The 11676-nt window shown below is 46.3% G+C and carries 10 protein-coding genes; 6 read left to right on the top strand and 4 right to left on the bottom strand.

Going from position 1 to position 11676, the window contains the following annotated elements:
• Positions 1-1308 carry an anaerobic C4-dicarboxylate transporter gene (locus C6H04_RS06255; RefSeq protein WP_104695777.1) on the top strand — a complete coding sequence of 436 codons (1308 nt, stop codon included), beginning with the start codon at positions 1-3 and terminating at the stop codon, positions 1306-1308.
• Here C6H04_RS06255 and nusA read toward each other — a convergent pair.
• A complete protein-coding gene (gene nusA / locus C6H04_RS06250; protein ID WP_104695778.1) occupies positions 1305-2444 on the bottom strand; it encodes a transcription termination factor NusA in 1140 nt (379 codons plus the stop codon). The genes C6H04_RS06255 and nusA overlap by 4 nt on opposite strands.
• A gap of 260 nt (positions 2445-2704) precedes the next feature.
• On the opposite strand from nusA, the gene serB reads away from it, so the two are divergent.
• On the top strand, positions 2705-3319 hold the full coding sequence (gene serB, locus C6H04_RS06245) for a phosphoserine phosphatase SerB (protein ID WP_104732645.1): 615 nt from the start codon (positions 2705-2707) through the stop codon (positions 3317-3319).
• Positions 3320-3441: 122 nt separating this feature from the next.
• Here the strand turns inward: serB and gpmI are convergent, their stop codons facing one another.
• Together gpmI and C6H04_RS06235 are read right to left on the bottom strand one after the other, a co-directional pair.
• Positions 3442-4932 carry a 2,3-bisphosphoglycerate-independent phosphoglycerate mutase gene (gpmI, locus tag C6H04_RS06240; protein ID WP_199766015.1) on the bottom strand — a complete coding sequence of 497 codons (1491 nt, stop codon included), beginning with the start codon at positions 4930-4932 and terminating at the stop codon, positions 3442-3444.
• Positions 4929-5753 carry a hypothetical protein gene (locus tag C6H04_RS06235; RefSeq protein ID WP_104732643.1) on the bottom strand — a complete coding sequence of 275 codons (825 nt, stop codon included), beginning with the start codon at positions 5751-5753 and terminating at the stop codon, positions 4929-4931. Before C6H04_RS06235 ends, gpmI begins: the two co-directional genes overlap by 4 nt.
• Before the next feature lie 93 nt (positions 5754-5846).
• Between C6H04_RS06235 and glyS the strand changes: the two genes are divergently transcribed.
• From glyS to C6H04_RS06215, 4 genes are all read left to right on the top strand, one after another.
• The gene (gene glyS, locus C6H04_RS06230) at positions 5847-7907 is read left to right on the top strand and encodes a glycine--tRNA ligase subunit beta (protein WP_199767095.1); all 2061 of its coding nucleotides are present in this window, start codon (positions 5847-5849) and stop codon (positions 7905-7907) included.
• Position 7908: 1 nt separating this feature from the next.
• The gene (locus C6H04_RS06225; RefSeq protein ID WP_104732641.1) at positions 7909-9174 is read left to right on the top strand and encodes a TolC family protein; all 1266 of its coding nucleotides are present in this window, start codon (positions 7909-7911) and stop codon (positions 9172-9174) included.
• Between the two features lie 283 nt (positions 9175-9457).
• Complete coding sequence (locus C6H04_RS06220) at positions 9458-9649, top strand: hypothetical protein (protein WP_104732640.1); 192 nt, start codon at positions 9458-9460, stop codon at positions 9647-9649.
• Complete coding sequence (locus tag C6H04_RS06215; RefSeq protein ID WP_104732639.1) at positions 9649-11199, top strand: hypothetical protein; 1551 nt, start codon at positions 9649-9651, stop codon at positions 11197-11199. The genes C6H04_RS06220 and C6H04_RS06215 overlap by 1 nt, the downstream gene beginning before the upstream one ends.
• On the opposite strand, the gene vapD is transcribed toward C6H04_RS06215, so the two are convergent.
• Positions 11196-11480: an endoribonuclease VapD gene (vapD, locus tag C6H04_RS06210; RefSeq protein WP_104696282.1), complete on the bottom strand. Its 285-nt coding sequence runs from the start codon at positions 11478-11480 to the stop codon at positions 11196-11198. The genes C6H04_RS06215 and vapD overlap by 4 nt on opposite strands.
• Between the last annotated feature and the right edge of the window lie 196 nt (positions 11481-11676).

Below are 11676 nucleotides of genomic sequence, written 5' to 3'. Positions count from 1 at the left end.
ATGGTATTGGGCTTGCAAATTGCCGTGCTCTTGGGGGCGATTTATTTAGGTGTACGCTTAGGAGGCATGGGTATTGGCTTTGCTGGAGGGCTGGGGGTGGCGGGGCTAAGCCTATTTTTAGGCATGCGCCCGGGTAATATCCCTTGGGATGTAATTTTGATCATCATGTCTGTAATTGGGGCGATTTCAAGCATGCAACTAGCCGGTGGCTTAGATTATTTGGTGAGTATTGCCGAAAAGGCCTTGCGACGCAATCCCAAACATATCAATTACTTAGCCCCTTTGGTAACATATACGCTAACCTTACTGGCGGGCACGGGGCATACTACTTTTTCTGTCTTGCCTGTTATTGTAGAAGTGGCAAAGGGGCAAAATATCCGCCCCTCTCGTCCTCTCTCTTTAGCTGTGGTGGCGAGTCAAGTGGGCATCACTGCTAGCCCGGTTTCTGCCGCCGTGATTGCAATGAGCGCGTTTTTAGAACCCTTTGGAGTCTCTTACCCGATTTTATTAGCTATCTGCATTCCTACCACACTCATAGCATGCTTGATCACCGCATTTTTAGTGAACACCTTTTTGCCTAACCAACTAAATAATGATATCATCTCCGCCCAAACCACTATCTCGCGCACCCATAAAGAGATTGGCAAAAGCGCAAAACTTTCTGTATTGATTTTTATCTTGGGCATTGTAGCGGTGGTGCTCTATGCCACAGCTATCTCGAAAAATGTGGGTTGGATCAAGCCCGTGGTTTTGCCCCGCAACGATGCGATCATTGCTTTTATGCTCACCATCGCTGCGCTCATTGTTATGATGTGCAAGCTCAACGCTAACCATCTTGTGCAAACCAGTACCTTTAAAGCGGGTTTGAGTGCGTGCGTATGCGTATTGGGCGTAGCGTGGCTGGGCGATACCTTTGTGCGAGGTTATATTGAACCCATTAAGGACATCGCTTCTACATGGCTGACGCACTATCCCTTTTTACTAGCTGCGGGTCTATTCTTTACTAGCATGCTCCTTTATTCCCAAGCTGCTACGACCAAAGCCCTCATTCCTAGCGTCATTGTCGCTCTAGGGATCACCCCCGAACACACCGAGCATGTTCATATTGTGGTTGCCTCTTTCGCGGCAGTATCAGCACTTTTTGTGCTACCCACCTATCCCACCTTACTAGGGGCAGTACAAATGGACGATACGGGTAGCACGCGCATTGGCAAATACATCTTTGATCACTCTTTCTTTTTGCCCGGTTTATCAGTCATTGTATTTGCAGTAGTATTGGGTTTTGGGCTTGCGCCATTACTCATTTAGGGTTGTTTGGGAGTGGGTTTAAAGAGGGATTCGAGCATACTTAGCCCGCTTTTACTTGGAGTAACCTGTTCGGAGGGTTGGGGAGCTTGCAACACATCAAAATCAATGTCATAACCAGTGAGCATACACGCTAAACGCACATTCACACCACTTTTGCCAATCGCCTTACTCTTTTGATCACCATGCAAGGTTACTATAGCACTTTTTTGCACCCTATCCTCTAAGGGGGTTTGACTCAACTCGATCTTGATGATATTGGCCGGTGAGAGCGCGTTGGCAATGTAAATCTCTGGCACTTCATTGTAATGCACGCAATCAATGCTCTCATTACAGAGTTCTTTACTAATGGCGTTAATGCGCGTCCCTTTGACTCCTACGGTTGCGCCAATGGGGTCTATGTGGGCGTTATGCGAGCGCAGGGCAAGCTTGGCGCGATCACCTGGGATGCGCGCAATTCCCATAATTTCAATCTCTTTATCAGCGATCTCTGGCACCTCTAGGTGCAGGAGGGCTTCTAGGAATTTGGGAGTAGTCCTGGAGAGTTCTAAAATCAAGCCCTGTTTGCTAAAGCGCACATTCTTTAAAATCGCGCGTAGAGTGTCGCCCACTTTGAAACTCTCGCCCTTAATGCGGTTGCGCAATGCCAATACTGCCTGCACGCCTTCGATCTCCACAAAGGTATTTTGATCCTTATCTACATCTAAAACCACCCCCCGCACAATACTATTGAGCATGCCCTTATACTTTTGAAAATACTGGTCCTCTAAACTTCTTTGAATATTGAATTCTAAGTCCCTAAAAAGTGCGTTTACCGCACCTCGTTTCATGTCTTTCAAGCTGATCTCATAATGCACTAGATCATTGGGTTTTAAGGAAGGGTCATCTTGTAGTGCTTTACTCAGAGCTAGAGTATTAGTAGGATCGGATTCCAATTTAGGGTCGTCATCGGCGCACACTTCTACCACGTGCAATAAGGTAAAATCTTTATTGCTATCATCGATGATAAAATTTGCCTGAGAATCTAAAGTGCTTTTGGCAACTTTGAGAATACTATTCTTTACAACTTCCTTAACCAGTTCTAAACTTAGGCCTTTTTCATAGGCAATCAGCTCTACAATGTCTAAAATCTTTTCCATCTATATCCTTAAAATATCGGGGTGAGTGTAAGAAAGAGACCCTAGTATGCCTAAAAAACCCTTTAAGCCCTTTAAAAGGCTTAAGCCGTGCTTGTTGCTAAACTTTTTCATTGTATTCAAAACATCAATGCGATTTTACCTGCATGACAATACACTAAATTTGACTTTTAAGCGTGGCATGTTAAGCTACTCTTGGTTTTCCGTAACTTAGTTGCCTGCAAGTCTTGGCATGCAGGCGGCCATTCAGTGGAGTAGAATACGTGAAATTAGCAGTCTTTGATTTTGATTCAACGTTAGTTAATGCCGAAACTTTAGAGATTTTAGGCGATGTTTATGGGGTTGGGGACGAGGTGCGCTCTTCTACAGCACAGGCAATGGAGGGTAAGGCCGATTTCTATACAAGTCTTGTGAGTCGGGTAGCTCTACTAAAGGGTATGGACTTTGAGGTAGCTAAGAAGGTGTGCGAGAGTTTACCCTTACACCAAGGGGCGCACGAGGTTGTGCAGGGTTTGCAAGCGCGTGGGTATAAAGTGGTGTGTTTTAGTGGAGGATTTAAGTTAGCTACAAGCTTTTTTAAGGAGGAACTAGGCCTAGATGCAGATTTTAGCAACACCCTGCATGTACATGAGGAGCGTTTGGAGGGCCTAGTAAGTGGACCGATGATGCGTGGGAATTCTAAGTTTGAAATGCTTCAAAGCTTGCAGCAACTTTTAGAAGTGCAACACACCATCGTAGTGGGCGATGGAGCTAATGATATATGCATGTTTAGCTTGGCTGATGTGAGCATTGCCTTCAACGCTAAAGCGATCGTCCAACAGCATGCAAAGATTGTCGTGCATTCGCTAGACTTGCAAGAGATTTTAGAAGTAGTTTGACACACCCCATAGAGATCGTGGTATTATCAGGGCCCGCGTGTTTTCTGCGTTTATGGCACAAACCGCCACCTGCAGCCAACCATCCACTTAACTAAGACCCGCAGAAGTCAGGGTGCAGAAATTCACAGCAACGGCGCGTCCATACTCTCTGGGACACGCAAACCTAATAGTTTGAGCACACTGGCCGCCACATTATTCAGCCCCCCGCTTTGTAAATGTGTAACACCCTCTCCCAATACGAAGCAGTAGACCTCATACGTGGTGTGGTTGGTGAGCATACCATCGCTAGAGTCGCGCATTTCCTCGCAATTACCATGATCGCTGGTAAGAAGCATGGCATAGCGCAACTCCTGGGCTAATTCTAAAATCAAACCTAATTCTTGATCCACCACCTCTACGGCCTGCACTGCTGCCTTGAAATTGCCTGTATGCCCGACCATATCCCCATTAGCGAAATTGACGATGATGAGGTCTGTGCCCTTGCGCATACATGCACGCACTGCCTCGCCCACTTCGTGAGCACTCATCTGTGGACATAGGTCATAAGTGCTCACTTTAGGGCTGGGAATAAGGATACGCTCTTCCTGCTCAAAAGGGGCCTCTAGCCCTCCATTGATAAAAAAACTCACATGGGCGTATTTCTCGGTTTCAGCAATGTGGGCTTGGCTAAGCCCAGCCTGAGAAACCACTTTAGCCAGAGTGGTGCGAACCTCCTCTTTGGGGAAGAGCACAGGGTGGGTGAAAGATGCGCTGTAAGCGGTCATGGTGGCTATGAGCAATTCTGGTGCACCCGCCCCGCACTCTGACAATCCTTCAAAGACACTCAAATCTCCCCCTAAGACTTGTACAATTTGACGGGCGCGATCGCTGCGGAAATTGATCGTAATCAAGCCCTCTCCATCAAACATGCCTGCATAGCTTCCAAAACTGGCGGGTTCTAAAAACTCATCACTAATGCCCTGCGCATACATGTGCTCAATATAGGCTTTGGGACTCAGATCGCTTTTATTTCTGCCATGGGCAATGCTCTCATAAGCTTTCAAAGTGCGTTCAAAACGCTTATCGCGATCCATGGCAAAAAAACGCCCCGAGAGGGTGGCGATCTGAATGCGTTCATCACAGATACCCTCTACCAAGGCTAGGTAGCCCAACGCACTTCGAGGCAAGACATCACGCCCATCGCTCACTAAATGTAACCACACCTGTTTGCCCATTCTCTCCAGGAGCAAAGCCATGCCCATGAGGTGATCGATATGGGCATGTACCCCTCCATCGCTCATCAATCCCAAAACATGCACGATGTTCGTATGCTCTGCAACACTCTGGAAAGCGGGGTTATCTTCGATGAGTTCTTGTTCAAATGCCTTAGAAATCCTGACCAAATCCTGATCGAGCACACGCCCAGCACCTATACACATGTGCCCCACCTCAGAATTACCCATCTGTCCTTCGGGTAAGCCCACACTCAAGCCATGGGTTTTGAGTAAGGTATGGGGAAGGTGGGCGAACATCCAATCGTAAGTGGGTTTTTTGGCATGGTAAAAAGCATTCGCATGCGAGGAGGGGTTGTGCCCGATGCCATCCGTGATGATGAGTAAGGTCTTTTGCATCAGAACACCGGAGCTTCTTGCATCAAGAAGATCGAATTATCGTCCTGACGCTTCTTGTGCGTGGTATGGGTATTGGATTTGGGTTGAGATTTAGGTTTTTGGGTGTGCGCTGTGGTTTTCTTAGATTGGGTTTTAGAGGTGCTATGGCGTTTTTTAGGGGCGGCTTTAGGCTTGGGCTTGGGTTTAGGGCGAACTTCCACAGGGCGCACCTCGCTCTGAGCGTAAGTGGTGTGCGCTTGGGGGGCTTGATTGTTGTCCACACTCTGCTGTAGGGTGGGCATCACGCTCTTGAGTGTCCTGATTTTTGCCAAAATATCTTGATAATATTCATCAGCAGTTTGGTTAAGGTAATCATTTTTCTGCCAACGCAAACCCTTATGGTAGGATTTGATCATGTTCTTGAGATCGCCATTATGGGTACGCCGCCAACTCACCAACATGTCTAACGCCACCTTAGAGGCGAAGGCCTTATCGCGTATAAGTAAATCTCCATACACATTTTGCATGAAACGCGTATCGCGCTCATTGTAAAGCTTGAGTACGCTGGGAATATAGGCATGATAAATACCCGCACTTGGATCGCCAAAATTCACCCGGTACATCCCTGCACAAGATTCCTTCCACGCAATAGCAGCCAATTCATAACCCAAATCTTGTTTGAAACCATAACGATAGGCATAGACAATGATCTGTTTTTGCTGATCGTTGAACTTGAGCGGATCATTACACTCAGCCAAATGGGCCTTCTCTGCATTGAGCAAACCCAACACTCCCAACACACCTGCCATTAAGGCCCGCTGCAACTTGCCGCGTGCTCTTTCCATACCCAACCTCATCAAGCATTTTTTATCTAAGGCCTGCTATGATACTATAAGTCATCCTAGAATTCCATTAAGCACTACCCCATAGGAGCGCGTTTGAGCCAAGCCCTACTCATAGAGATTCTAACTGAAGAAATGCCTGCTGGTCCCTTGTTGCAGGAACTGCCCCGCATGCTAGACAAGTGGTATCGCATTTTAGAAAAGCACGATCTAAGCGCAGTGTTTGAACTGCACTACACCCCCACGCGCTTGGTGCTACACACACCCCACTTTCCCACTCATACCCCTTCTAAAACCTGTGAACACTTTGGCCCACCCCTTGGCATTGGCACACAAGAGGGCGTACTCAACCCTATTGGAGAAAAATTTTACACCAAATTAGGACTTCCTCCCACTTTAGCCACAGCTCTTAAAAATCAAAAAGAGGTGCTCTATGCCACCACTACCACACCCCCCATCCCCACAATCACCCTTTTAGACAGCATGGTTCTGGATTTTTTAAAAGCCCTAGATTTTGGCAAGAGCATGGCATGGGGGTCTGTGCAAGAACGCTTTATCCGCCCCATTCACAATATCTGTGTCATTTTCGGAACAACGCCCCTAGAGCTGCCCGCTTGTACACGGGTTTATGGCTGCAGCGCCTATGCAGCCACAAAATTGCACTTTACACGGGGTTTTGACTATATCACAACCCCCAGCATTGCTCGTTATTTTGAAGTCTTACAAGAAGGGGGAATGATTTTAGACTCCAACGCACGACGCACAAAAATATTACAAGAAATCCATGCCTTGGAACAGGCTCATGGAGTGCGCGTTGCCCTAGATACCCATTTACTCGAAGAGATTGTGGCGATCACCTCTTACCCCACTGCACTTTATGGGCAATTTGACTCTACATTCCTAACCCTACCCCCTGAAGTCATCACCACATCTATGCAAGCCCACCAGCGCTATTTTGCCGTTTTTAAGGACGAATCCCTGCACAATGCCTTCATCGTGGTGAGTAATGTTCCCCTAGAACATGGAGACTTTAGTCAGATTGTGGCGGGAAATGAAAAGGTCTTGCGCGCGCGCTTGAGTGATGCTGTATTTTTCTACCAAAATGATCTCCATAAACCCCTAGAATGGGATTATATCGCCCAGAACCTAGAGACAATCGCCTTTGTGCAGGGATTGGGCAGCTTAAAGGAGAAGGTGCGACGTGAGCAACATATCGGGGCATGGTTAGCTACCCAGTACGACTCCAACATGCACGCTACATTGCAAGAAGTCTTGGCTCTAGCCAAAGCAGATCTATGTAGTGAGGTGGTCTATGAGTTTCCTGAACTGCAGGCGACGATGGGGTTTTATTACGCCAAACACCACCAAAAACACCCCGAGGTGTGCATGGCGATTAAAGAGCAGTACCTCCCCCTAGGCGAGCACACTCCTCTACCTTCTAGTTTGCTAAGTGCATTAGGTGCGCTGGCAATCAAGCTAGACACCCTGCTTGCCCTCTTTAGTGTGGGGAAAATCCCCACTGGCTCCAAAGACCCCTTTGCACTGCGCCGTGCTGCCAATGGAATTTTGCGCATCTGTCTGCAATATGACCTGGATTTCAATCTGCACACCCATTTGCAGACCCTCGCGCATCCTTATGCCACCTTTAATGTAGACTTATTAAGGGATTTTATCCTAGAGCGTTTCACCCATGTGTTGGCCTCTCAAATCCCTAATTTTGATACTACCCTCTATAAAGCTGTGCTCAAGGGTCTTAAAACCTCGCATAGCAATGCTTATGGTATTTGCCAAATTGCCCATAAGGTGCGGGCTTTGCATACCTTCTTCCAAGAGGAGTATTCCCAAGAATTGGTGGCAATCTTTAAACGCGTTGCCAATATCACCTCAGATAATACCTCTTCTCAGGTCAATCCCGCACTATTTCAAGACTCGAGTGAACATGCCTTGCATGAGGCTTATTTACAAGTAACACGCCTGGAGTTTGAAGATTTTTTAGACAAGCTCAATGCCCTATGCACACTAAAAGAACCCTTAGAACTCTTCTTTGAGCGGGTTTTAGTGCTTGATCCTTGTTTGCAAACGCGGCATAACCGACAAGGTTTGCTCAACGCCATTTATCACGAATTTTTGGGTATAGCAGACATTAAAGAGCTGTAGAATGTGGGCGAACATTGCCCTTTTATGCGCTATCCTACTAGTTCCTTTGGGAGCACGTACTTTTTCTTTGGACGAATTTTTTAAACGCGTCGAGCATAATTCTTTGGAGCTCATTGCCAAAAAAGCCAATTTCATGAGCTTGTTAGAAGAACAAAAGTCTAACAATGCGTGGGATTTCCCCTTCATCTCCCAAGTCACTTCTCTAGTGCGTAATTATCAGGGAATTGACGAACCCCAACCGCGCACTATTTTAATGATCAGACCCAAGCTTCCATGGGTTAGTCGCTTGCTCACGCGCTCTCTTTCCATTAAGAATGTGCAATACCGCAAGAGTTATGAGCTGAGTCGTAATTTGGCTTTTATTGGGGCTAAACGCCTTTATCTGAATTACACTCTCAATATTGAGAAGCATAAAATTTATGCACGGCGCGAACACCTCTTTTTGCAGGAACTCAACGCAGCGCAGCACAAAGTGAGCACGGGTAGCATGCCTGAAAAGGACTATATTAATTTCAAAAATTCCTATTTGGAATCCAAACTTGCCAAGATCAATCTTGAAAATGTGATTATCAACCAAGAAAGGATTCTCCATACTCTTTTGGCGATTACAGATCAAGTAAAGGGAGATGCCCCTTTTAGCGAATTTTTAGACCCCCTGAATGTTGTCAAAATCCCTGCGCTTAAGTTTGACTATGTGCATCTGGGTCCCCACATGCTTGAGCGTGTTTTGAGTCATTCACTCTATGTGGAAGTTTTGGATTTAAGTGCCAAGGATTACCGTGTCAACGCCAACCTAGCCAATCGTGACATTTTCCATGATTTTGAATTTGGCTTGGGGGCTGAAAGTTATAACTCTGCTACCAATATTTCCATGAAATTTCGCATTCCCTTACCTGTTACGCCTAAGAACATCCATCTCAAACGTAAATTCCTTGCACTGGAAAATGGCGCGCGCTCCCAAAATGAAGTCATCAAGCGCAATATCCGCATCAACGCTAAAGCTTATCTACAACAACTCAAAACTAAAGAACGCTTCATGCGTGTCCAAACTCAGGCGATAAGCAATAAAAGACTCCTAATGGAAAAAGGGCGTGCCGCCTACGAAGCGGGCAAAATTGGATTGTTCGAATATTTGAGCTACCAAAATTCCCATATGGATGCACTAATTGCCCTCACCCAAGCCAAAATAGAATATGTGGACATTACCGCGCTACTAGAAGAGAGTTTAGGGGAGAGCTTGACTCAAATTGGAAGGGTTGACTTTTAAAATTCAGTCAACATGAAACCAGCAGTATTAAACACCCCACCCCCTCAAACCCCCAAAACTAGTAGCAGGGATTATAGGAGGTTTAGGCAAAGTAAACGCATGGTATTTCGTTTGCATTTTTGCTTGCATGGCAACTTGAAAATTTTAAACTTTTAGGGGATGGGCTGTGCCACACCCTCATCAAACCCTCCCCCACATTTTCTTTCTAAAAGCTTTTAACCCTTTTTTCCTCTTAGGCTTTTGGTTAAGATAAGCGCCCTAATTTTCTTAAAGAAAGGTCTGTATGAAAGCAGTCAAATTCTGTGCCATTTTGCAGCGTGAACACACCAGTAAAGAGGTCTTTAAAAAAGGCAAAAAAGAGGCAGGCACGCTGGGGCGTTTGCGCGTGTGCACCCTAGAGGGCCTAGACCCCGCCTACAAGAAAAAGCCCCCAGTGAACAGCACACCAGCCCCTTTCCCCATGAATAGAGAATGATGGACAAGCAAGCCATTACGCAAGAGCTTATCTTAAGAGCTTTGGCCAAGAAAGACTTGTATACCTTTGTCAAGCTCAAATGGGCACGCTATAACCTGGCCCCCTTTTTAGATAGCTGGCATATCGCCTATTTGTGCAAGGTGCTAGAGCACACTCTTCCCAGCGCGCAGGAACACTTAATCACGCGCCTGATGATCAACATGCCCCCCAGCTATGGCAAGACCGAGATCATCGCTAGATGTTTCATCGCCTGGGCTTTAGGCTTAGATAGGAGCAGAAAATTCTTTTACATCAGCTACTCTGATGATTTGTGTCGCAAAATTGCCAACCAGGTTAGAGACTTGATGAAGTCCAAATACTATGCCCAAATCTTCCCTGAACCTCTAGAGTTCTTGCAGGACAATGCCCAAGAGTTTGTGCTCAGAGAAGGAGGGGGCTTGTTTGTGACCACGCTTAAGAGTGCGCTCACAGGCTTTCATGCCCACCAAATTCTCATTGATGATCCCATCAAAGTGAGCGAAATGTCTAGCAAGAGTGCGATCAAAGCCGTGCATAGCAATTTTAAGGAGAGTGTGCTAAGCCGCTTGCAGGACAATCAGAGCAATATCACCCTATTGATGCAGAGACTGGGGGATAATGACCTATGTGGCTTTTTATTGAGTGAGAAAGAGTTTGAGAGGGAGAGCATTGAGGCTTGGAAGGTGCTCAAACTCCAAGCCCTCAACACACAAAGCCAAACCTATGCAATAGGAGACTTTAGCTACACCAGAGAAGCCCAAGAACCCCTCTTTGCAGCCCGCCACAATGCAGAACAATTAGAAGCTTTGCGCCTGCAAATGGGCAATGACGAATTCAGCGCGCAATACCAACAAGAACCCATCGCCTTAAGTGGGGGCTACTTTGAAGAAGAGCACTACCACAATGTCTATTTACACCAATTAGGCACACTCAATACCTTCCTCTTTGTAGACAATGCTTTGAGCCTCAAACAGAGTGCGGATAATCGTGCCATTGTGGTGGTGGGAGTAGAGAATTACAAGCAGAGTGCGCGCTATTGTGTCTTAGATTGTTTCTGTGGGATTTGGAGTGAGGAAGACACGATTAATCACATTCTACAAGCCAAGCAGCAATACCCCCAAGCCAAGACCTATATTGAGAGTGAGGCAGGGGGGCTCGTGTTACACCGCCTACTCATGGTAGAGTTGGTCAAATTCAACCAACAGGCCAAAGAGCACAACAAGCCCCCATTAAACGACTATGTCTATTGCTACACCCCCAGCCGTAAGGTGAGCAAGGTAGAGAAAATCAAAGCCATGCGCCCCTACTACAACACGGGCTTTCTAGTTTTTAGCCATGCCTGCCAAAATCAAGAACAACTCAAAAAAGAGCTTCTTAGCTTCAATCCTGATAGACCTTACAAGCAAGATGATTGTATCGATGCTTTAGCTAGTTGTCTGAACCACTCCGAGGTCAAAGCCCCTTTTGCCCCTAAGCAAGAGATCACACAGGGCAGAAATCCCTTTAAACCTAGGCCGACATGGAGGGTTTAGGGTTGTGTTACAATGGGGGTAAAATCGCTAAAATCCTCCACTTTGAACGCTCGAATATCACGCACACTTTTCTTAAACCACTCAATGCTAGAGAGTTTGGCAATGGCCTTATAGACCGCTGCTAAGGCATTCACTTCAGGGCTAATATATAAGCTACCCTGCGTCCATTTAAACCCCAAAGACTCCAATTCCTGACGCACATCATCATAGGCCTTATTATAAGGTGTCCCATACTCTTGTTTCAGATTTTCAATTTTGAGATCAAAGGCCAAAGCATACATCTAACTCCCTCATATTTTTAGATACATTCTAGCACATGTGTTTTTAAGCAGAGGAAAGTGCGCTATACTTGGTGGTTAGGCGGGGTTGTCCCCGCTCAAGGTTTTAGTACAATGGTGAGGCGAACACCATTCTAGCTCCGCATGACATGGGTTACTTCATTGTGGCGTTCCCCGTGCTAGTGTGTGCATTCTGCAC

The organism is Helicobacter salomonis (assembly GCF_900197775.1).
In the GTDB taxonomy this organism is placed as follows: Bacteria; Campylobacterota; Campylobacteria; order Campylobacterales; family Helicobacteraceae; genus Helicobacter; species Helicobacter salomonis.
Note: the sequence above shows the minus strand (reverse complement) of the source record. Positions and strands in the feature narration are given on the sequence as shown.

Excerpts from the sequence above, each read along its gene's own strand:
- C6H04_RS06255 (WP_104695777.1), top strand. The coding sequence starts at position 1 with ATGGTATTGGGCTTGCAAATTGCCGTGCTCTTGGGGGCGATTTATTTA.
- nusA (WP_104695778.1), bottom strand. The coding sequence starts at position 2,444 with ATGGAAAAGATTTTAGACATTGTAGAGCTGATTGCCTATGAAAAAGGC.
- C6H04_RS06235 (WP_104732643.1), bottom strand. The coding sequence starts at position 5,753 with ATGGAAAGAGCACGCGGCAAGTTGCAGCGGGCCTTAATGGCAGGTGTG.
- C6H04_RS06225 (WP_104732641.1), top strand. The coding sequence starts at position 7,909 with ATGTGGGCGAACATTGCCCTTTTATGCGCTATCCTACTAGTTCCTTTG.
- C6H04_RS06220 (WP_104732640.1), top strand. The coding sequence starts at position 9,458 with ATGAAAGCAGTCAAATTCTGTGCCATTTTGCAGCGTGAACACACCAGT.
- C6H04_RS06215 (WP_104732639.1), top strand. The coding sequence starts at position 9,649 with ATGGACAAGCAAGCCATTACGCAAGAGCTTATCTTAAGAGCTTTGGCC.
- vapD (WP_104696282.1), bottom strand. The coding sequence starts at position 11,480 with ATGTATGCTTTGGCCTTTGATCTCAAAATTGAAAATCTGAAACAAGAG.